This window comes from Pseudoalteromonas sp. S8-8 (assembly GCF_000497875.1).
GTDB classification, from domain to species: Bacteria; Pseudomonadota; Gammaproteobacteria; order Enterobacterales; family Alteromonadaceae; genus Pseudoalteromonas; species Pseudoalteromonas arctica.
The window spans coordinates 19,757-40,935 of the sequence record NZ_AUTR01000017.1 but is presented as its reverse complement, the minus strand read 5'-3'; the positions used below and the strand labels follow the sequence as shown (position 1 = coordinate 40,935).

The following is a 21,179-nucleotide window of genomic DNA, read 5'->3' as shown; positions in this document are numbered from 1 at the left end:
CGCCTTTTAATTATTATTATTGAGTTAGTGTATTGATAAGTTAGACGTAATAACAGTTCGAAAAGGTTTAAAGGGAATGAAAAAATAATTGAATAAAAAAGGGGCTTATACGAGGTTGTATTTAACAGTGCCCTTAACTAATTAAAATTAGCCAAATTACAGACACAAAAAAGCCGTGCTAATAGCACGGCTTTTGTCGCTTAATTAAAAATTAAGCTTCAGCGATTACGATTACTTTAATAGTAGCCGTTACGTCTGAGTGAACTGAAATTGATACGTCAAATTCACCTGTCTCACGGATAGTACCTAGAGGCAAACGAACTTCTGACTTAGCAACTTCAACACCAACAGCTGAGATAGCGTCAGCGATGTCACGAGTACCGATTGAACCGAATAACTTACCTTCGTCACCAGCTTTAGATACTAATGTAACTTCTGCTAATGCTTCTAGTTTTTCAGCGCGTGCTTGTGCAGCAACTAACTGTTCAGCGATTTTCGCTTCAAGTTCTGCACGACGAGCGTCAAACGTTTCAATGTTAGCTTTAGTCGCAGGAACTGCCTTACCTTGAGGGAAAAGGAAGTTACGTGCGAAACCAGATTTAACTACAACCTGTTCACCTAGGCTACCTAGGTTAGCGATCTTATCTAGTAGAATAACTTGCATGTTTCTACACCTTTTAAAAACTGTTAATCCGCTGCTTACTTATGTAAGTCAGTGTATGGAAGAAGGGCTAAGTAGCGAGCACGCTTAATAGCAGTTGCTAGCTGGCGCTGAAATTTAGCGCTAGTACCTGTGATACGGCTAGGTACGATTTTGCCACTTTCTGTAACATAGTTTCTAAGAGTAGCTAGATCTTTGTAATCGATTTGTTTTACGCCTTCCGCTTTAAAGCGGCAGAACTTACGACGTCTGAAATAACGTGCCATGAGATTAATTCCTCAAATAATTCTTTCTATATGCTGAGCATGCAAAACCAATTGGCTAAGGCCGTTACGACCTTCGTGGCGATTTAAAAAACCACTCACTTGCAATGCCTGCCCAACGTGCAAATGTTGAGTCTGTTGTTGCATTTGCTTTCCACTGGCAACTACCTGAAGCCTCACGTAACTATTACGGTTAAGGTCTGCTTCGGTTTGCATCGATTTATGTTCTACAACAAAAATACAATGCGGGATGCCAGCAGGGCTTTGGCTAAACTTGGGAGTTTTACAAACTACCCCAGATATAACCAGCTGATTCATATATGGGCTAACCATTATAGTAACTGCTGATTACATGCCATGCTAGGACTCAAAACAATTAAGCAGCTGGTGCTTCTTTCTTCTCTTCTCTTGCAAGAGGAGACGCTTCAGTTTCAGCAGTTTTAGTGCGGATAACTAAGTTACGAAGCACTGCATCGTTGTAGCGGAAAGTAGTTTCTAGCTCGCTGATTACTTCAGTTGGTGCTTCAACGTTCATAAGAACATAGTGAGCTTTATGAAGCTTGTTAATTGGGTAAGCCAATTGACGACGGCCCCAATCTTCAAGACGGTGGATAACACCACCAGCTTCAGTGATAGAACCAGTATAACGTTCGATCATACCAGCAACTTGCTCACTCTGATCTGGGTGAACCATGAATACGATTTCGTAATGACGCATGGATATTCCTTACGGTTAATAGAGCCTTCTACCGTTTCGGCCGGTCGGTTTAAGGCAAGGAATTAATAGTTTAAAAGCCGAAATGAGCGCGCATTTTACGCTTAGACGGATAATTAAGCAAGCAGGTTTTTTAAGCTTTTATAGATAAGAGTTAAAAGGTAATTATTACGAGCTTCGCTCGTCGCGTCAGCAAGCTGCTCGCCTACCGAAAAAGTTAAGCACAGAGTGCAATGTCTCTTGTAGAAGCCGAGCTTACTCGCATGAAAAGCGATAGCTTTTAATTACTTAAGCTTTATGTTTACCCCGAAAATATAAACATTTACTCAAGCTTAAAGCCGTGCAATTATTAAGCAATACATTATTAAATAAGGATATTTATGAAGCTCTTACTATCGCTTGTATTAATACTTACTTTTAGTACACCATTTTTAAGCCACGCAAAAACCAATGCAACTGACATAACCGTTGGTAAAAAAGTCATTCTGCAATCAAAAATACTTAACGAAGACAGACCCATTAAAATTTTCATACCTGACACTGTAAAAGACGATCAGCCGCTTTATGTTATTTATTTACTTGATGGTGTTGAGCACTTTCATACGGCGTCTGGTGTTATTAAATCCCTTGTTGATTACGAGCAGATACCTAACGCAATGCTCGTTGGTATTGATACAACTAACCGTGTTCGTGATTATTTACCAAAAGTAGAAGGCGAGCCTAAAACAGAGTTTCAAACTTTTGTTAAAAACAAATGGCCTGACGCAGGACAAACCGACAAGTTTTTAAAGTTTGTGTCTGATGAACTCATGCCTTATATAAACAGTAATTACTCAACTAACGGCTACAACACCTTAATTGGCCACTCTAATGCAGGTACTTTGGCGCTTTATACTTTAGTTAATCAGCCTGAGTTATTTAATAACTATATAGCTATAAGCCCAAACAGTTGGTGGAGTGATGAGGAATTAAAAAATAATATTATAAAATACACTAAAAACCCTAAAGGTGATCAGGCGTTATTTATTAGTGTAGCAAGCGAAGGAGCACGCTTTTATACAGGCGTATTAAATACTTTGGTAAATTTAGAACAACAAACGCCCTCGCAGCTTAAATGGGAATATAAGCATTACCCCGCTTTTACTCATATGGGCACTATACTACCAGCGCTTAGCGATAGCCTAATTCACTTATTTAGCGACCTAATATTTAAGGTTACTGACGAGCACGGAAAGTTTGCTGATGTATCGCTCATTACAGGTTATTACCAAGCACTTAGTGATAAGTACGGGTTTGAGCTTAAAATTCCACAAGATGTATACGTAGAGTTTGCTCATAGCCAGCAAAAGTTTGGTAATACAGCTAAAGCTATAGCAACGCTTAAACATTTTACTACCGATTATCCCAATGCAACTTATTCTCACATGCGTTTATCGCAAGGCTATACTGCTAACAAACAATTTAAAGAGGCCGTCACTAGTATGAAAAACGCACTCGAGCTTGCAAAAGAAAACAAAAAAGACCCGCTGTTAATTGATGCGCTCAAAGATATGGTGAATGAAGCACAAGAGAATTTGTAACTGATTTAACGCAAAGCGCTTTTTAACTAACGATAGTAATTACGAGCTACGCTCGTCGCGTCAGCAAGCTAAACGCCTACAGGTAAGATAAGCTCAGTGTTAAACTTTGCATGTAGACGCCGAGCTTGCTCGCGTGAAAAGCGCGGCTTTAAATATGTTCAAAACTATTTTAAAACAAAAAACCGATGTTTAAACTAAACATCGGTTTTTTTAATCAAGCTCATCACTTTACTTTATCTGTTGGGTTTCGCTTCGCTCAACCCAACCTACTTATTTGCCTATCGCTTCTTTGGCGAACAGGTGCTTGATTGGCCCAAGATTATCAACTAATGATAGCCCTACTCCACGAATAAGTTTTTTAACTGGGTTTGCACCTTCAAATAACTCTTTTAGCCCTTGCATCATAGCTATGTGTTTTTGTGCATCGAGCTTACGAGTGCGCTCGTAATCGCGCAGTGTGCGAGTGCTTGCAAACTCCTTGCTATCGCTTGTTAAAAGCTCAATTAAATAAGCCGAATCTTTTAGGCCTAGGTTCATACCAAGCCCTGCAAGTGGATGGATTGTATGTGCAGCATCGCCAATGAGTACCACTTTGCCTGAAACCCATTGCTGGGCGTAGCGCATTTTAAGTGGGAAAGCAGTGCGCTTACTTTGCACTTCACACAAGCCACATTGACCATCTATTGCAGCCATTACGGCTTTATTAAAGGTGTTATCATCCATAGCAAGGAGCTCATCGCAGTGGTTTGGGCTGGTAGACCACACTATTGAATGGGTGTTGGCATCGCTCAGTGGTAAAAATGCGAGTGGGCCTGTTGGTAAAAACACTTGGCGTGCGGTGTTTGCATGTTGCTCTTTAGTCTTAACAGTGGCGACTAGCGCATGGTGATCGTAATCTTTAAAGCTAAGCGCCATATTAAATTGTTTACGTATAGCTGAATTTGCACCATCAGCCGCCACCAGCAGTTTTGCAATAATTGGCTCGCCGCTTTTAAGTGTTATAAATACATCAGATTCGCTTTGATGTATTTGCTGATACTGTGTATCGAACATTAACGTGGCACTGCTTTGTTGCTCTAGCTCTTTTATAAGCGCAAAGCGGATAATGTCGTTTTCAACAATATGGCCTAAATGTTCAAGCTCAAGTTGCTCGTTATTAAACGCTATTTTGCCAAAGCTGTCGGCATCACGTACATCCATATGCGTATAAGCACACGCTCGCTGTGCGATAATTTCGGGCCATACATTTAATTGTTCAAGCAAGGTTTGACTTGCAATGCTTAACGCACTTACACGCAAACCATATTCGTCAGTTGGTAACGCTTGTGTTGGTGCGCCGTCGAGTACAACGACGCTTATATCGGCTTTTGCCAATCCAAGTGCTAGTGTTAGCCCTACACAGCCGCCACCTACAATACAAACCTGTGCTTGCTTCATAAACGCCTACCTTGTTTAACTTGCCCCATTAACTGTTTGGCTAATGGCGCTTTTAATGCGGGAAATAAATCCATCGAAAACAACCCAATACTGCGCCCAAATGCGAGCACTCGCGATGAGTTTGAAAAAAGCCTAACAAGTGCATCGGTTAAACTCATTACGGTTTTTATATCATCACTGCGCTTTTTTGAATATTCACGTGTAAACGCATAGCTGCCTAAATCGTGTTGGCTATTTGCTATTAAATTACTAAGTACTTGTACGTCGCGAAGACCTAAATTAAAACCTTGCCCTGCGATAGGATGAATCGCATGTGCAGCATTACCAATAACCACTGTACGGTGCGCAGTTAAAGACTCAACTTGCCCGTAAACGAGCGGGTAACTCGTGCGCATGCCCACTTTAGTAAATTGACCACCGCGATAACCAAACGCGCTTTGCAGGGCAATTAAAAAAGCTTGTTCACTGAGTGCCATGTGCTGTTCAACTTGATCTTGGCTCATACACCATACTAACGAATAACGGTTATTGCTCATGGGTAATAACGCCATAGGCCCGTTTTGTGTAAAGCGCTCAAATGCATGATTATTATGCCCACCAGCCACTTCTACATTAGCAATAATAGCGCCTTGTTCATAAGGCTGGGTATTAAAACCAAGCCCAAGTAAACTACGTGTTGGTGATTGTGCGCCATCAGCAATAACCAATAGTGCTGCATTTAATTGCTCGCCGCTTTGTAGGGTGAGTGTATTGCTATGCAGAGTTTGCTCAATGGCAGTTACGCTATCGGGGCACAAAAGCGTAATATTTGACTGCGTTAAACGCAGGTGAAGCGCTCGGCCAAATGGATTTACTTCTACTACGTAACCAAGTGAGGGCTTAGCAAATTCGTCGCAATTAATGTGCGCTTTGCCAAAGTGGCCTCTATCAGACACGCTCACTTTTTTGATTGCTGCGGTGTAAGGGGCATTTTGCTCAAATAAATTGAGGCTTTGTAAATACTCTACCGATTGCTGAGCAAGTGCAATGCTTCTCTCGTCAAAGCTTGGGTGGTAGTCGCCGGTTACTTGATTCGCTTCTACAACGGCAATATTTAACGCGGGATTAGTTTTAGCCACACTTAATGCGCAGCTTGCTCCCGCTAAACCACCGCCAATAATAACTACATCAAACTGCTTAGCCACTTTACTCTCCGAGCTTTATACGTTTTTAGCACTTTGCATAAGTGCTTCTATATCACTAATTTTTTTAGGTACGCTTAGGGTCAAGTTTTCATGGCCGGTTTCGGTAACTAGCAAGTTATCTTCGATACGAATGCCAATGCCTTTGTATTTTTGCGGTGCGCTTGAGTCTTCGCTTATATAAAGCCCTGGCTCTATAGTGAGTACCATACCCGGCTCAAATGCACGCTCAGCGTTATTTACTTTGTAATCGCCAACATCATGTACATCTAAACCAAGCCAATGCCCAAGCCCGTGCATGTAATATTCTTTACACGCACCTTTTGCCATTAGCTCGTCAAAGTCGCCAATTAAAATACCTAAGTCGAGTAAACCTTGGGTCATTACTTCCATTGCTAGTTTATTAGCATGCGACATATAACCACCGGGTTTTACTTCATCAAAGGCAACTTCTTGCGCTTTAAGTACAATATTATAAAGCGCGGCTTGCTCTTCGCTAAATTGACCATTTACCGGAAATGTACGCGTTATATCAGCAGCGTAACCTTGTAACTCACAACCGGAGTCTATAAGTACTAGGTCACCATTTTTTAATACGTCGCTATTTTGCGTGTAATGTAAAATATTGGCGTTGTCGCCACTACCAACAATTGTGCCGTACGCAGGATGCGGCGCACCGTTCATTGCATAATGATGATGTAGCTCTGCTTCTAGCTGAAATTCAGTAGCTCCGGCATGTGAAAAACGCATGGCGCGCATGTGCCCTCGCGCACTAATTTCACAGCCTTCTCGCATAACATCTATCTCACTTGGCGATTTAAACAAACGCATTTCGTGAATAAGGCCGCGTATTTCTTTTAAATTACTCGGTGCTTTGAGGCCTTTTCGAGAGCCACTTCGAAGTGTACCTAGTAACGAAAACACTTTGGTATCAAATAAGGGGTAAGCACCTTGTGCAAAATAGAGCGCATTTTTTGCATTTAGCATATCGAGTGTTTTATCGTTTAATTCACTTAGCGGGTAAGCTTCATCAAACAAGTAGTCACTTTTAGCTTTATCAAAGCCAACTCTGCGGCCATGCCAAATTTCTGCAAGCTTGTCTTTATCTAGGCAAAATAAAGTACTGGGTGCATCGCTGTTATTACAGAGTACAAGTACGGCGTCGGGTTCGTTAAAGCCAGTTAAGTAAAAAAAGTCGCTATCTTGCCTAAATGCATATTCGGTATCGCGGCTGCGCGTAACTTCACTCGCAGCGGGAATAATAGCAACGCTATTTTCATCCATTTGAGCAAGTAAGCGCTCGCGACGTGCTTTAAATTCTGACTTTTGTACTTCAACCATTATTAACCAACCCGTTTTACTTTTTAAAAGTTAATGAAGTGTTTTTTTAGTACTTTGCGTGCTTTGCTCTTTACCAAGCTCTGCAAAACAAAGTAGTGCTGATACACGCACATATTCAATTACTTCGTGCAGCGCTTGGCTGTCTTCTTCGGTTTCTTCAAAAGTAGTATCTAGGCGAGTGATTTCGCTAAAGTCAGTAATAACTTCTTTAACATCGCTCGATAGTTTACCGTAGTCTTTTTGCTTTAAACCAAAACCAAGCATAAAACCCGCTACCCATGATACGAGGCCATTAGCCTGATCGATGAGTGTTTCGTCGTCGCTTGGTAAAAATAAATCAAACTGAAATTCATCATCATTAAAGCTCGCGACTACTTGCTTATAAATAGTGCCAAAAAACTGCTTTAAATCGTTACTAAACGATTCACCATCGTTAAACACATCGCTCAAAAGGCCTAAGTATTCTTTGTCGTCAATGGTTAAACCACACGCAAGTAAACCACTAATCACACCATGCGCTTCAGCAGGTGATACAAATATTTCGTTTTTTTCTAAAAGCAGTTGAGCTTTTTCGTAATCGGGTAAATCGTTCATAATCGAATCTTCGCTTTGCAAGTTAAGGCAATGCTACCACTCGATAAAAAGCAACTCCAATTAATTGTATGATCAAGCTCAAAAACCATGCGATAAAGTAAATGATGGGTTAAAGGTGCGGAAAAACTAAGCGAACGATATAATTTTTTACGTTTGGGGTTTAAGGATTGGATTATGTCTTATATACTTAAATTGTTCCCTGGGGTACCGGAGCTTAGTTAAGTCCCTGAGCCGATAAATTTTATACCAGGGTTTCTGTTCGTCTACTATTGTGCAGGCTCGGCATGTACCGAGAAGCCTACGGTAAACCGCAGATTCCCGCCCTGAAACCTTCTGGTTTCAGGACTGAAACCGAGCACCGTATCTTGGGGAACATCTTTTTAGCAAACCCTCGCCTTTAAAAGGCTTTATCAAAAAAAATTAACCTTCCTATTTACTCTTATATTTATCTAAATTTTTTATTCACTTATCTTCAATTGTCTAATATTACTTTTAACTTATAAAAAAAGCCGCAGGTAATTACTTACCTACAGCTTTAATAATCACGTATTTAAGAGTGAAGTTATTTAAACCAACCTTGAAAACGCTCCATTAGCATGTAGTTTATTGGTACTAACAATAAAGTAATAAAGGTAGCAAAAATAATCCCAAACCCTAAGCTCACCGCCATTGGTATTAAAAACTGTGCTTGAGTCGCTTTTTCAAACAGTAATGGCATTAAGCCAATAAAGGTCGTTAAACTAGTTAGCATTACAGGGCGAAAACGTGATGCACCTGCAATTTTTATAGCATCGAGAACTTTACCACCTTCACTGCGCTTTTTATTAATAAAATCAACGAGTACGAGGGAGTCATTTACCACCACCCCGGTTAGCGCAAGCATACCGAGTAAACTCATAATAGTTAAGTCCATTCCCATGATCCAATGCCCTACTACAGCACCTATCATGCCAAATGGAATAACACTCATTACTATGATTGGTTGTAAGTAAGATTTAAGCGGTATTGCTAATAGCGCATAAATAATAAAAAATACAAACACAAGTGCCCAAGCCAACGACCCAAACGACTCTCTTTGCTCTTTAGCCTCACCTTCTAGTTTGTAATCTACTCCAGGATATTGCTGCATTAACCCATCTAAATACTCCGTTAGGTCAGCCTGCAGTATGGTCATGTTGGTATTATTTTTTTCGATATCGGCTGTTACGTTTAATGTGCGGTAACGGTCTATTCGATTAATAGTTGATGGACTTTGCCCAGCAGTAAGTGTTGCCACGTGCGATAAAGGCACTGAGCCTCCATCAGGCGTATTTATAAGTATGTTTTGTAGGTCAGCTACAGAGCGGCGCTCATCTATAGGTAAGCGTACCATTACACGTACGTCATCCCTGCCTCGCTGAATACGTTGTGCTTGCGAGCCAAAAAACGAGTTACGTACTTGTCCTGCTACATTGACTCTATTTAAGCCCAGCGCTAAACCTTGTTGCGTAAGCTCTATTTGTAACTCTTCTTTACCGTCGGACATACTATCGGCAATATCAAATACCGTTGGATAGGTCGATAAACGGGTTTTAATGTGATCAGCCACGTCTTGTAAAATAGTCAACGAAGTGCCGCTAAGCTGAACATCAATTGGGTCTGAACTTCGGCCAATTTCGGCTCTAAACGTTAAACTTTCGGCACCTGGAATGACACCAATTAAATCGCGCCATTCGCTGGCAAGTTCTCGTGATCCTATGTCTGATTCACGCTTTTCAGCCGGTGTTATTTCAAAGCGTACAGAGCCTGAATTAGATACCCCACCACGCCCGCCTGTTGTGGCTAATATATTTAAAATAACGCTTTCACCCGTATCTGGGTCGCGGTACTTTTCTTGTAATTGCTGCGCCTTTTGCGACATGTCAATTACGTATTTATTCGTTACTTCAAACGGTGTACCTGTTGGTAGTGTTAAGTTAACGCGGACTGTTTCGCTTGGTATGCGCGGGAAAAATACAAACTTAGTCCAACCGCTGGTGATCATGGTTAAAATTATAACAAATACACCAATAAACAAGCTTACCGAAGCCAATTTATGGCGCAGTGCTAAATTTAAAGTGGGTTGATAGTATTTTAAAATCGCGTTTTCAAATCCATCTGCAAAACGCTGTTGAATAACATCAAACTTTGAAGGTTCGCCTTTTTCGTGGCGTAGTTTTATATATTTTAAATGTGCTGGTAGTACAAATTTAGATTCAATCAATGAAAACAATAATACCGGAATAACTACTACCGGTATTTGTGCAAACAAGGCACCACGCGCCCCTTCAATAAAGGCCAAAGGTAAAAAGGCAGCAACGGTAGTTAACACACCAAATGTTACTGGTGTTGCTACTTCTTGAGTACCTAAAATTGCGGCTTGCTCGCCCGACTTAGCTGTTTTTAGATGGGTGTAAACGTTTTCACCGGTAACTATGGCGTCATCAACAACAATCCCCAGTACCAATATAAAGCCAAATAAGCTCATAATATTAAGGGTTACGCCAAAAATAGGCATCGCTATAAACGCCCCCATAAACGAAACCGGAATACCAATAAATACCCAAAATGCAATTGCAGGGCGTAAAAACAAAGTAAGTAAAGCCAGTACTAAAATACCGCCTTGTAAAGCATTAGTAGTAAGGGTCGAAATACGACTTTTAACCAGCTCCGAATCATCATCCCAGTAACTTAGTTCAAACCCTTGCGGGAGAGAGCTTTGTTGCTCTTTTATGTAGTTTTTAACATCGTCAGCAACTGTAATCGCACTTTGTGGACCAATTCGATATACGTCGATAAATGCAGCTTGTTTACCATTAAAGCGAGTACGTACTGGTGTTTCTTCAAAATCATCTTTTATAGTTGCTATATCGCCTAAGCGAATAATAGTGCCATCGGCTTGGTTTTTAACAACAATGCTGGCAAATTCATCTTTACGATATGCTTGCCCTTTAGAGCTTATAAGTACGTCCCCGCCTTCTGTTTTTAAGTTACCAGCAGAAATATCTGAGCTTGAGTTTGAAATAGCACTCGATATTTGTGCCAAGCTTAAATCGTACTGACGAAGAATATCTTGGCTTACTTCAATGGCTATTTCGTAATCACGAACGCCACTTAGCTCTACCTGCGTTACATTAGGTAAACGTAGGATTTGATCGCGTACTGTTTCTGCGTATTCGCGGGTTTCTTTTTCGCCATAGTCACTCGATACGGTAACCGCGATAACTTCACGAATTCGCTCAGCAAGCGCTACTATCGGCTTTTCAGCATCGGCTGGAAAAGTGTTAATTGCGTCTACACGACTTTTTATATCAGCTAAAAGCTCACGAGGGTCGTAACCGCTTTCCACTTCTATTGTCACAGAGCCAGAACCTTCAGAAGAGCGACTAAATATTTGCTTTATGCCCTCTAAATCTTGTACGGCTTCTTCTATTCGTATAGTTACACCTTGCTCTACATCCTCTGGTGTTGAACCACGCAAACTTACATTTACGCTTATCATGTCAGTTTCGAATGAAGGAAATACCTCAAGCGGTATTTTGCTTGATAAGCTAAAAAGTCCCGACAGTAACAGCGTTACTAGCAATAAGTTAGCAGCAACATGGTTTTTGGCAAACCAAGCGATCATGGCTTATCTCCTTGTTTTGCTGCGCGGCGTTTTTTTAGCTCTTCAACACTAATACCCTGCTCTTTTGCTTTTTGCTCAAGCTGCTCTGGCGTCGGGCGCTTTCCTTTACCTTGCCCATTAGCTCCTCGGCTTTTAGGTTGCTCTGTGCTTTGTTCGCCTAAAATACTTACCTGAGTACCAGAACTCACTTGCCCTAGTGGAGTAATAACCAGTTTATCATTTGGATTTAATCCCGTTTTTATCATCGCTTGTGTCGCATTTTGCCAAGCAAGTGTAATGTCTTTACGTTTAAGTACACCCTCTTCAACAACATAAACATACGTCCCTTGATAAATAGTACTGTTAGGGATTATAAGTGCGTTAGGAACTGTTTTACCGGTAATTTGCGCCTTTATGTATTGCCCTATTTTTATTGGGTACTGGTTATTAGCCGTTGCTTTATATGGGTCGTTAATTTTAGCAACTACGTAAAGCTGTTGTGCACCTTCATCTATAGCACCTTCGGTACGCGCTAGCTGCCCTTGCCACGTTTGCTCACCCACTAAGTCAGAGGTAAATTTAACAATTGAACCTGCTTGATTTTTGGCGCCATCACGATATTGCTCTGGTAAATTTACGAACGGAAGATCTTTATTTTTAATCGGTAAACGAATCTCTACGCTATCGATTGCGTAAATAGTGGCAAGCTGGGTATTGTTAGTAACAACTTGCCCCAAATCAACACTACGGCTAAGTATACGACCCGCATATGGCGCGGTTACTTTAGTGCGCTCTAAATCAAGCATGGCTTTTTCAAGTACTGCTTGCGCCGATAAAACTTCTGCTTCGGCTGCTGCAAGTTGTGGTTCACGCAGTACTAGGCTGCTTGCCTGATTTGAGCCGCCAAGGCGTTTCCAATCAGTAATAGCTTGTTGCCCACGTGCCTTTTCTTCTAATAAGCCTTGCTCTGCCGTTAATAAATTGGCTTGAGCAGATTTAACTTCAGCTTGATGATCTCTGTCGTCTAGCTTTAAAAGTACATCGCCCTTTTCAAAAAAGCCGCCTTCTCTAAAGTCATCACTTACTTCAATTATTTGCCCAGATGCCTGAGCAACTAATAAACTTTGTGTACGTGGTTTTACCGTACCGTAGCTATCAATCATCACTTGGTAATTTTGTGGTTTAAGCTCAAGCGCAGCCACACTTATTGATGCTTTAGGAGGTGAGCCAAAGCGTTTAGCCTCTGGCGGATTACCTTTAATAAACATAACAATTAAAATAGTGGCAATAATAACCACCGCTGGAATAATAATTTTTGCTGTTTTAGTTTTCATCATTATTGCTCTTTAGTTCACTTGAGGGCTTTGCAAAATCACCACCAAGGGCAACGTGTAAGTTAATTCTGTTAGCTATTAATTGGTTTTTAATGTCGATTAAGGAGCTTTGCGCATCGAAAGACCTGTCTTGTGCGTCAAGCACCGTAGTGTAAGTTACCAAACCGCTTTGATATTGCTCAAACGACAATTGCTCTGCAGCAAGTGCATTTTCTTGCGCCTCAAGGGTGCTGCTATATTGCGCTTTGAGGGACTGCTGCTGCGAAATCGCATTTTCTACATCACCAAATGCATCGTAAAGCGTTTGCAAATAAAGTTGCTCTTGCTTTTGAGTATTAAGGCGCGCTATTTCTTCATTCGCTTTTAAACGTCCGCCCTCAAAAAGCGGTGCTGAAATACTACCTAATAACGACCATGCAAGGCTTGATGGAGAAAACAAGTCGCTTACTCTGTCGGTGCTATCACTTAGTGAAGCTGTTAAATCTAAACTTGGAAAGCGTTGTTTGTGCGCATACGCCAATGAAGCGTCGGTGGCTAAAAGATCATACCAACTTGCTCGCAGCGTAGGTTTACGTGTTATAAGTTCAGAAGGTAAGCCTAGTGGAATATCGGTATTAATAACGGGTAAGTCGCTTCTAGCAGTAATGGCACCTTTTGGGTATTCACCCAGTAAACGCTCAAGTACACGTGCTGAAGCCGATAGGTTCGCAGTTTGAGTAGCAATGCGAGCGCGTTCAGTATTGAGCTCATTACGGGCTAAATATACATCGAGTGCTTCGTTTATACCTTGGCGATAGCCAGACTCGATAATATCAAGGCTCTGCTGTGCATTGGCTTCGCGACGTTTAAATAAATCGAGTAATTGTTGCGATGTAACAACATCAAACCAGCCAGTTACTACATCAGCAACGAGTTGCTGTTTAGCTTGCTCAAACCGGGCCTGTTGCGCTAAATAGTTAAGATTAGCTTCGCGCTTTGAATCAGAAAGCTTACCCCATAAATCAACCTCGTAAGTTAAGTTTAAACTAACTGAACTTGCGTTGTCGTAGCTCACTGGACGGTTGTCTTTACTACGGCTAGTACGCGTTGATAAATCAAGGCTAGGCCAAAGTGCAGAGCCCGATACTATAAGCTGTTGTTTTTGAATTTCTACATCATAACTAGTTTGTAAAAGCTGTTGGTTGTTTTTAAGTGCTTGTTGTACAAATTTGTTAAGCGTAGGGTTTTGTAGTTGTGTAAGCCATTGCTCTTGTACTTTTAATACCGAGCTTGATGCTTCTTGCTGCCATTGCTGTGGCATATTATTAGGCGCTTGCATGCGCTGCGACGAGTTAAAATCACTCGCACAGCCGCTAAGCAGCATCACACTAATTGCCAATAGGGTTGGCTTGCATTGCCAAATCATAATTAAACCTAAATTACTGCTATTTATGAACGTAATTCAAGCACTTTGGCAACTTTTGCTCAACCTACTTTACATAACATTACATAGCTAGCGATGAACTAACATAATAGCCAGTTATACGGTAAAAATGAGCAAATGATCAGCAATTTTTAATAATAAAAAATTAACTTTTTGTAGTGTGTCTAAGAGATTATACCAATTCGCTTAATTAAGTGATCTATTTTGAGGTAAGAAAATCGTGTCGATAACAAGGAAAAAATTTCGTTATTTTTGTCTTATATCAGAAATTTTTAACGCAGTTAGCGTCAGGTTTAATCCCTAAAATTGATTAAGTATTATTGCGGATTGGTATTAGACATATAGAAACAGAAAAGCCCCGCTATAAGCGAGGCTTTTGAATAAATGGTGCCGACTAACCGAGTCGAACGGATAACTTATACAGACTACTGATTACAAGTCAGTTGCTTTGCTCTTAACTATGGGTATTTTTAATTCTCAAGTTAAAAACAAAAAAGCCTCGCTATAAGCGAGGCTTTTTAAATAAATGGTGCCGACTAACCGACTCGAGCGGGTAAATTATACAGACTACTGATTACAAGTCAGTTGCTTTGCTCTTAACTATGGGTATTTTTAATTCTCAAGTTGAAAACAAAAAAGCCCCGCTATAAGCGAGGCTTTTAAATAAATGGTGCCGACTAACCGAGTCGAACGGTTGACCTACTGATTACAAGTCAGTTGCTCTACCAGCTGAGCTAAGTCGGCACACAAAACTGTGTGCTAAGGCACGTTCAATTTTAAAGATTGAGAACTTTTATAAAGCACTTAAAATAAAAAAACCTTGCATAAGCAAGGCTTTTCAATAAATGGTGCCTCGACGCGGAATCGAACCACGGACACGAGGATTTTCAATCCTCTGCTCTACCGACTGAGCTATCGAGGCACATAAACTGTGCTAACTAAAAATAAAATAATTATTTAACTTTTAGCTTTATAAATGGTGCCGACTAACCGAGTCGAACGGTTGACCTACTGATTACAAGTCAGTTGCTCTACCAGCTGAGCTAAGTCGGCACACAAAACTGTGTGCTAAGGCACGTTCAATTTTAAAGATTGAGAACTTAAAGTAAATGGTGCCTCGACGCGGAATCGAACCACGGACACGAGGATTTTCAATCCTCTGCTCTACCGACTGAGCTATCGAGGCACATAAACTGTGCTAACTAAAAATAAAATAATTATTTAACTTTTAGCTTTATAAATGGTGCCGACTAACCGAGTCGACGGGTAATTTGAACAGACTACTGATTACAGCTTTCTTTTCAAACTACTTTAAATAAATGGTGCCGACTAACCGAGTCGAACGGTTGACCTACTGATTACAAGTCAGTTGCTCTACCAGCTGAGCTAAGTCGGCACACAAAACTGTGTGCTAAGGCACGCGTAATAATGTTTAAATTGTTGATTAAACACCACTACTTTAATAAATGGTGCCTCGACCCGGAATCGAACCAGGGACACGAGGATTTTCAATCCTCTGCTCTACCAACTGAGCTATCGAGGCACTTAAACAGTGCTAATTAAAAATCTTAAAGGATTTTTAATACAATTCCCACTCATCTCTAGCGACTGAGCTATCTGGGCGTGCGGCGTATTAAACGAGTTTTGCCCTTACAAGTCAACTTTTTTTTTATTCTTTATAACTGTTTGAACGGTTTTCAGACAACTCAGTGCATTTTTTATTAATAACGTTCGTTTTTACCACAAATCGAACTATAACTATAAATAAATATAACTAAATCAGACTAAAACCGTAGTGAATTATTTTTTGTAAATGTTACGATTAGCTTAGATACGTACGATAGGGACTTATCGTAGTAAAAACACATCAATTGGAAACAATCAATGCAGAGTAAATTCTCATCGCCAGTAAAAGGCTTACTGCCACTTTTTTTAATCATTAATATTGCTGTAACAGCGCTCGCTATTGTTGCCCACTCATTTTATACACAAACTGAAGTTAAGACAGCCCAACCAGCATCATCTATTAATATTGTAACGCTTGCCGATAGATTAGACTTACCTATGGTTGATGCATTAACTATGTATGGTCAAGGTAAAGTAGAACAGTTACTTGATTTAACCTCCTTATTAGACGGTGACTTTGAATATACTCTATATCGCTTCAATGCTACATCAGATACTCAGTTGGTATATAGCAGCAGTAAACCGGCCATCGCTTCTGTTAAAACTGAAAAGCACTTAAAAGAAGAAGGTATCCTGCATCACCTACTATTGTTAAACGATCAGCCCATTGGCGAGCTTATTATTAAGCAAAACATACCAGCCACACCTTTAAGCGCTCAAGACTCTCAAGTTATCGCTTACATCATCGCGATAGCGAGTGTTGCTGCATTATTTATACTTACTTTAATGTTTAATATGTACATTAATACGCGCTTACGTAAAAGTACTGACACTCTTACTCAAGAGTTACAGGCAATCACTGAAGATGCTAATTACAATAGTAATGTTGATGAGCAACTTGATATTGGTTTAGGTGTAGTAGCAAAAAACATCAACTTATTGCTACAAAAAGTACAAACTGCAATGAGCGAGAATGACTCTGCACAAAAAGAGCTTTATAAATTACAAAATGGCCTAGAAGCCGAAGTGCAAAATCGTACCTTAGCGCTTGAGCAAGCCACATTAAAAGCAGAGCGAGCAAGCGAAACTAAAACAACGTTCTTAGCAACGATGAGCCACGAAATAAGAACACCGATGAATGGTGTTATAGGTACTATTGATTTACTGCGCCAGACCGAACTTGATGGCGCTCAGCATCGTTTAAGTACGATTATTCGTGAATCAGCATTTTCGTTATTGAGCATTTTGGATGATATTTTAGATTTTTCTAAAATTGAGGCTGGAAAGCTAAATATTGATCCGATCCCATTTTCGGTAACCGATACTATTGAAGAAGTTGCTCGTGTGCTCTCATCTGTTGCTAAAAAACGTGAGCTTGATTTAGAGCTAGCAATAGCACCAGATATTCCTATAAATCTTACCGGTGATAGCGTACGTGTACGTCAGGTTCTTTATAACCTATGTAGCAACGCAATTAAATTTACGAGCACTGATGAAAAAACCCAAGGGCATGTAAAAATATCAGTAGAGGTGGTACATAATACGACTGATCACTTTACCTTACGCTTTTGCGTAACTGATAACGGTAAAGGCATGTCGCAGGCACAACTACGCGAAATATTTAATCCGTTTATTCAAGCCGAAAATTCAATTACCCGAGAATATGGAGGGACAGGTTTAGGTCTTTCTATTTGTAAAAGCTTAACTGAGCTTATGCTAGGGACTATTCATGTAACTAGCCATACAGGAATTGGCAGTGAGTTTACTGTTGAACTGCCGTTTAGCACATCGGGTAGAATTAAATATGCACACAAAGGTGCATTAAATGGTAAGCAAATTGTTGTAGTTAGTAATCACCTAGAACGTGAAAAAACAATGTACCGTTATTTATCGTTTATGGGCGCTAAAATAGTTTATGCACACACAGAAGAAGAAATTGAAGAGCACCAACATTCGCAAGATATTATTTGGGTGGCTGATGGCATAGACAATATGGATAAAACAAACGCGCTGCTAAGACGCTTATTTTATTCATTAGAGGATTATAAACAACAAGTTGTTGTACTAAGCAAGCTTGATGAAGCGGCTATAAATCATAATAATATTTTTTATATTAATGCCTCTCCTTTATGTAAGTCTAATTTTATGCTGTCTATTTTAGTCGCTGCAGGTTTGCATACACCTAAACAAATTAAAAAAACCAAAACACTTAATAATTATTTAAATGTTGAGCAAGCTCGTAAATCAAACAAATTGGTTTTACTTGTTGAAGATAACCTTTTAAACCAACAAGTGCTAACCGATCAATTACACATACTAGGTTTTGGCGTTGAGATAGCAAACAACGGTGAAGAAGGCTTAGATATGTGGAGAAAAGGTGATTACTCACTTATTTTAACCGACTTACACATGCCTAAAATGTCGGGTTACGATATGGTCGAAAAAATCCGTAACGAAGCAGAGCTATTAGAATCAATTGATGCACAGCCTTACATTATTGCTGTAACAGCAAACGCACTTAAAGGCGAAAAAGAGCGTTGTTTAGCCGTAGGTATAAACGACTTCATTACCAAACCTATAGAGCTAAACGCGTTAGAGGACACTTTAAAACGCTGGAGCGATAAGCAAAGCCAAAACCAGAATGTAGTTATCCATCAAACCATGGCGCTACCTATTGATATGGAAGCAGTTGCTAAATATGTAAATGGTGACGAAGCTAAACAGTTACGCTTTTTCAAAATGTATTTAGAACAAAGCCAAGGGCTAATTAAGGGGATTAATTCAGGCGTTATGGTTAACGATTTAGATGAGATTATTGAAGGGTGTCATCAATTAAAATCGATCTCCAAAACAATTGGTGCCCTAACGGTGGCAGAACTTTCAAGTGCATTTGAAGATAAATGTAAAAAAGGTGAACTCACAACCGATGAATTAATAGACTTAAGAGATAAGTTAGAAATTGAATACTCTAAAGCAGCTCAATTTTTAAAAGAACAAATTAAAATCTCTGAGCAAGAAGATGAGTTAAGTGATTAAATAATCGCACACAAAAAAAGGGCTATTTAGCCCTTTTTTTATGTTTAAAATATTATTTTTCAGGCGGTCGATAACCTTCAATTTCCACATCTTTGTTTTCAAACAAAAAGCCAACCATTTGCTCTTCTAAAAATGTGCGGTGCTCTGGGTCCATCATATTTAAATGCTTTTCGTTAATAAGCATTGTTTGCTTATGCTGCCACTGACCCCACGCTTCTTTAGAGATGTTATTAAAAATCTTTTCACCAACTTCACCAGGGTATAACTGAAAGCCAAGCCCTTCGGCTTCTTTTTGTAACTTTTGACAAAATACTGTACGTGCCATGATTGATTCTCTCTAACGCTAAATATGGGGCTATTCTATACTATTGCTGTAATTTGTTTAACCAACTTTTTAGTTGGCGCTGCTAGGCCAACCTCTATTGATTGATCAAGCGGATACCACACTAATTGTTTGTCATTTACTACATCAGGAATTTTCTGAACATTGAGCACATGCGGATTAATCTTCAGCTCAAAATGTGAAAACACATGAATAAACGCTTCAAGCTCTACTAAGTCGGCTTCTAATCCTTGCTGAGCTAAAAACATTTGAAGCTCCTCGTACTCATTAAATTCAAAAAAGCCAAATAGTCCTCCCCAAATACCGCTGTTAGGGCGTTTTTCCATAAGCACTTTATCGCCGCACTGAACAATTAACTGATGACAACTCTTCTTCGGCACTGCTTTTTTAGGTTTAGAATGTGGAAACTCTTTTACTTTACCTGCATTAAAAGCACCACAACCTGAATTTAATGGGCAAGCCTCGCAATCAAACCGGCTGCGTGAGCAAACACTCGCACCTAAATCCATCATAGCTTGATTAAATTCGGTGACATTATTTTTAGGTGTTAATTGCTCTGATAAATGCCAAAGCTGGTTTTCGACTTTTTTAACACCGTACCAACCTTCTATCATAAAGTAGCGCGCTAAGACTCGCTTAACATTCCCATCTAAAATTGGATGATGCTGTCCAAGCGACAATGATAAAACAGCCCCGGCAGTAGAGCGCCCTATTCCCGGTAAATCCATTACTTCATCAAGCGTTTGCGGAAATTCGCCTTGGTACTTGTCACGTACTATTTTAGCTGTTTTATGTAAGTTACGCGCACGAGCGTAATACCCTAAGCCGGTCCAGTGATGCAGTACTAAATCTTCATCAGCATCGGCTAAAGCAATAATATCTGGAAAGCTTTGCATAAATTTTTCAAAATATGGGATAACAGTAATAACTTGAGTTTGCTGGAGCATCACCTCAGACACCCACACTTTATAAGGTGCTTTACCCAACTGCCATGGAAGTGTTTTACGCCCATGAAGGTGATACCAATCAACGACTTGATTAGAAAACGAATTAGACTGTTCTTTATTTAAATCCAACATATTGTACTTTTACTGATGCTCAATGGCGGCTCAGTCTATTGTAGTTAATAAAAAGATCAAGCTATAGGGCGTGTAAAACCAGCTAATACTTGTGATTGCGGGCTCGGTCAGGGATAATATGCAACCATTTTTAAACACATTGTTTTTGTCAGGCCAATAATATGAGTGAATCAAGCAACACTAACCTTGAGCAAGCTAAGCAAGAAGGTAAATACATCCGCACCATTCGCAGTTTTGTAAAACGCGAAGGTCGATTAACCAAAGGCCAAGCCGCTGCAATCGAAAAATGCTGGCCAACAATGGGCCTAGAGCATAAAAACGGTATGCTTGATTTAAGCGAAGTTTTTGGCAACAACAACGATGTAGTAGTAGAAATTGGTTTTGGTATGGGTAAATCGCTTGTCGAAATGGCAACAAATGCCCCTCACCTAAACTTTATTGGTATTGAAGTACACCGCCCAGGCGTTGGTGCTTGTTTAATGGATGCCGATGAAGCAGGCATTACTAACTTACGTATTTTTGAACACGATGCAGTTGAAGTACTTGCAGACTGTATACCTAATGAAAGCTTAACAACACTACAGTTGTTTTTCCCTGATCCTTGGCATAAAAAGCGTCATCATAAACGCCGTATCGTACAAACTGAGTTTGTTGAAAAACTAAGAGCCCAACTGAAAATGGGTGGCGTTTTTCATATGGCAACAGATTGGGAAAACTATGCAGAGCATATGCTCGAAGTAATGAATGTAGCGCCTGGTTTTAAAAACCAATCAGAAACAAACGATTATGTTCCACGTCCAGATTTGCGCCCGCTTACTAAGTTTGAGCAACGCGGACATCGCCTAGGTCATGGCGTGTGGGATTTAATGTTTGAACGTACTGAGTAATTTGTAACTTTAAGCACTCACTTTTATTTTTGATAAAACTAAACATACTGTAAG

16 protein-coding genes, 6 tRNA genes and 1 other RNA gene are annotated in these 21,179 nt (G+C 40.0%); 4 read left to right on the top strand and 19 right to left on the bottom strand.

The window, feature by feature from the left end; translation table 11 throughout:
* Nucleotides 1-211 precede the first annotated feature (211 nt).
* Genes rplI through rpsF form a run of 4 tightly spaced genes read right to left on the bottom strand, consistent with a single transcriptional unit; the run spans nt 212 to nt 1,642 of the window.
* Nucleotides 212-664, bottom strand: coding sequence for a 50S ribosomal protein L9 (gene rplI, locus L659_RS0104265; RefSeq protein ID WP_002962755.1), 453 nt, complete (start codon nt 662-664; stop codon nt 212-214).
* Between the two features lie 35 nt (nt 665-699).
* Nucleotides 700-927, bottom strand: coding sequence for a 30S ribosomal protein S18 (gene rpsR / locus L659_RS0104260; RefSeq protein WP_007378475.1), 228 nt, complete (start codon nt 925-927; stop codon nt 700-702).
* 12 nt (nt 928-939) lie between these two features.
* Entirely contained in the window at nt 940-1,257 is a 318-nt protein-coding gene (priB, locus tag L659_RS0104255) for a primosomal replication protein N (RefSeq protein ID WP_004588456.1), read from the bottom strand.
* A gap of 43 nt (nt 1,258-1,300) precedes the next feature.
* The gene (rpsF, locus tag L659_RS0104250; RefSeq protein ID WP_007378473.1) at nt 1,301-1,642 is read right to left on the bottom strand and encodes a 30S ribosomal protein S6; all 342 of its coding nucleotides are present in this window, start codon (nt 1,640-1,642) and stop codon (nt 1,301-1,303) included.
* Between the two features lie 377 nt (nt 1,643-2,019).
* On the opposite strand from rpsF, the gene L659_RS0104245 reads away from it, so the two are divergent.
* Complete coding sequence (locus tag L659_RS0104245; protein WP_024589705.1) at nt 2,020-3,219, top strand: alpha/beta hydrolase-fold protein; 1,200 nt, start codon at nt 2,020-2,022, stop codon at nt 3,217-3,219.
* Nucleotides 3,220-3,489: 270 nt separating this feature from the next.
* Here the strand turns inward: L659_RS0104245 and L659_RS0104240 are convergent, their stop codons facing one another.
* The 4 genes from L659_RS0104240 to L659_RS0104225 are packed head-to-tail and all read right to left on the bottom strand — an operon-like array spanning nt 3,490 to nt 7,772.
* Nucleotides 3,490-4,656, bottom strand: coding sequence for an FAD-dependent monooxygenase (locus L659_RS0104240; protein ID WP_024589704.1), 1,167 nt, complete (start codon nt 4,654-4,656; stop codon nt 3,490-3,492).
* Nucleotides 4,653-5,840, bottom strand: coding sequence for a 2-octaprenyl-6-methoxyphenyl hydroxylase (gene ubiH, locus L659_RS0104235; protein ID WP_024589703.1), 1,188 nt, complete (start codon nt 5,838-5,840; stop codon nt 4,653-4,655). The genes L659_RS0104240 and ubiH overlap by 4 nt, the downstream gene beginning before the upstream one ends.
* Before the next feature lie 15 nt (nt 5,841-5,855).
* The gene (gene pepP / locus L659_RS0104230; RefSeq protein WP_024589702.1) at nt 5,856-7,178 is read right to left on the bottom strand and encodes a Xaa-Pro aminopeptidase; all 1,323 of its coding nucleotides are present in this window, start codon (nt 7,176-7,178) and stop codon (nt 5,856-5,858) included.
* A gap of 30 nt (nt 7,179-7,208) precedes the next feature.
* On the bottom strand, nt 7,209-7,772 hold the full coding sequence (locus L659_RS0104225; protein WP_007587323.1) for a UPF0149 family protein: 564 nt from the start codon (nt 7,770-7,772) through the stop codon (nt 7,209-7,211).
* A gap of 193 nt (nt 7,773-7,965) precedes the next feature.
* Between L659_RS0104225 and ssrS the strand changes: the two genes are divergently transcribed.
* Nucleotides 7,966-8,148: non-coding RNA, 6S RNA (gene ssrS, locus L659_RS1000000123350), on the top strand.
* Between the two features lie 186 nt (nt 8,149-8,334).
* Here the strand turns inward: ssrS and L659_RS0104220 are convergent.
* The 9 genes from L659_RS0104220 to L659_RS0104180 form a co-directional block, all read right to left on the bottom strand.
* A complete protein-coding gene (locus L659_RS0104220) occupies nt 8,335-11,418 on the bottom strand; it encodes an efflux RND transporter permease subunit (RefSeq protein ID WP_024589701.1) in 3,084 nt (1,027 codons plus the stop codon).
* On the bottom strand, nt 11,415-12,731 hold the full coding sequence (locus tag L659_RS0104215; protein ID WP_010554901.1) for an efflux RND transporter periplasmic adaptor subunit: 1,317 nt from the start codon (nt 12,729-12,731) through the stop codon (nt 11,415-11,417). Before L659_RS0104215 ends, L659_RS0104220 begins: the two co-directional genes overlap by 4 nt.
* Nucleotides 12,721-14,136 (bottom strand): efflux transporter outer membrane subunit, encoded by a 1,416-nt coding sequence (locus tag L659_RS0104210; RefSeq protein ID WP_024589700.1) that lies wholly within the window; start codon nt 14,134-14,136, stop codon nt 12,721-12,723. Before L659_RS0104210 ends, L659_RS0104215 begins: the two co-directional genes overlap by 11 nt.
* A gap of 686 nt (nt 14,137-14,822) precedes the next feature.
* A tRNA-Thr gene (locus L659_RS0104205) sits at nt 14,823-14,898 on the bottom strand.
* A gap of 102 nt (nt 14,899-15,000) precedes the next feature.
* A tRNA-Phe gene (locus tag L659_RS0104200) sits at nt 15,001-15,076 on the bottom strand.
* Nucleotides 15,077-15,131: 55 nt separating this feature from the next.
* Nucleotides 15,132-15,207 (bottom strand) — tRNA-Thr (locus L659_RS0104195).
* Between the two features lie 57 nt (nt 15,208-15,264).
* Nucleotides 15,265-15,340: transfer RNA gene (locus L659_RS0104190), tRNA-Phe, on the bottom strand.
* A gap of 134 nt (nt 15,341-15,474) precedes the next feature.
* Nucleotides 15,475-15,550 (bottom strand) — tRNA-Thr (locus tag L659_RS0104185).
* A 71-nt stretch (nt 15,551-15,621) separates the two neighbouring features.
* A tRNA-Phe gene (locus L659_RS0104180) sits at nt 15,622-15,697 on the bottom strand.
* A gap of 341 nt (nt 15,698-16,038) precedes the next feature.
* Here L659_RS0104180 and L659_RS0104175 point away from each other — a divergent pair.
* Nucleotides 16,039-18,816: an ATP-binding protein gene (locus tag L659_RS0104175; protein WP_024589699.1), complete on the top strand. Its 2,778-nt coding sequence runs from the start codon at nt 16,039-16,041 to the stop codon at nt 18,814-18,816.
* A gap of 52 nt (nt 18,817-18,868) precedes the next feature.
* Here L659_RS0104175 and L659_RS0104170 read toward each other — a convergent pair whose 3' ends face one another.
* Together L659_RS0104170 and mutY are read right to left on the bottom strand one after the other, a co-directional pair.
* Nucleotides 18,869-19,141, bottom strand: coding sequence for an oxidative damage protection protein (locus tag L659_RS0104170; protein ID WP_007582954.1), 273 nt, complete (start codon nt 19,139-19,141; stop codon nt 18,869-18,871).
* Between the two features lie 35 nt (nt 19,142-19,176).
* Entirely contained in the window at nt 19,177-20,238 is a 1,062-nt protein-coding gene (gene mutY / locus L659_RS0104165; protein WP_024589698.1) for an A/G-specific adenine glycosylase, read from the bottom strand.
* Nucleotides 20,239-20,399: 161 nt separating this feature from the next.
* On the opposite strand from mutY, the gene trmB reads away from it, so the two are divergent.
* Nucleotides 20,400-21,125: a tRNA (guanosine(46)-N7)-methyltransferase TrmB gene (gene trmB, locus L659_RS0104160; protein WP_007582957.1), complete on the top strand. Its 726-nt coding sequence runs from the start codon at nt 20,400-20,402 to the stop codon at nt 21,123-21,125.
* Nucleotides 21,126-21,179 lie beyond the last annotated feature (54 nt).

Coding starts and splice junctions, on each gene's coding strand:
- L659_RS0104170 (WP_007582954.1), bottom strand. CDS start 19,141: ATGGCACGTACAGTATTTTGTCAAAAGTTACAAAAAGAAGCCGAAGGG.
- rpsR (WP_007378475.1), bottom strand. CDS start 927: ATGGCACGTTATTTCAGACGTCGTAAGTTCTGCCGCTTTAAAGCGGAA.
- priB (WP_004588456.1), bottom strand. CDS start 1,257: ATGGTTAGCCCATATATGAATCAGCTGGTTATATCTGGGGTAGTTTGT.
- L659_RS0104175 (WP_024589699.1), top strand. CDS start 16,039: ATGCAGAGTAAATTCTCATCGCCAGTAAAAGGCTTACTGCCACTTTTT.
- L659_RS0104220 (WP_024589701.1), bottom strand. CDS start 11,418: ATGATCGCTTGGTTTGCCAAAAACCATGTTGCTGCTAACTTATTGCTA.
- L659_RS0104215 (WP_010554901.1), bottom strand. CDS start 12,731: ATGAAAACTAAAACAGCAAAAATTATTATTCCAGCGGTGGTTATTATT.
- mutY (WP_024589698.1), bottom strand. CDS start 20,238: ATGTTGGATTTAAATAAAGAACAGTCTAATTCGTTTTCTAATCAAGTC.
- L659_RS0104225 (WP_007587323.1), bottom strand. CDS start 7,772: ATGAACGATTTACCCGATTACGAAAAAGCTCAACTGCTTTTAGAAAAA.
- rplI (WP_002962755.1), bottom strand. CDS start 664: ATGCAAGTTATTCTACTAGATAAGATCGCTAACCTAGGTAGCCTAGGT.
- pepP (WP_024589702.1), bottom strand. CDS start 7,178: ATGGTTGAAGTACAAAAGTCAGAATTTAAAGCACGTCGCGAGCGCTTA.
- rpsF (WP_007378473.1), bottom strand. CDS start 1,642: ATGCGTCATTACGAAATCGTATTCATGGTTCACCCAGATCAGAGTGAG.
- trmB (WP_007582957.1), top strand. CDS start 20,400: ATGAGTGAATCAAGCAACACTAACCTTGAGCAAGCTAAGCAAGAAGGT.
- L659_RS0104245 (WP_024589705.1), top strand. CDS start 2,020: ATGAAGCTCTTACTATCGCTTGTATTAATACTTACTTTTAGTACACCA.
- L659_RS0104210 (WP_024589700.1), bottom strand. CDS start 14,136: ATGATTTGGCAATGCAAGCCAACCCTATTGGCAATTAGTGTGATGCTG.
- L659_RS0104240 (WP_024589704.1), bottom strand. CDS start 4,656: ATGAAGCAAGCACAGGTTTGTATTGTAGGTGGCGGCTGTGTAGGGCTA.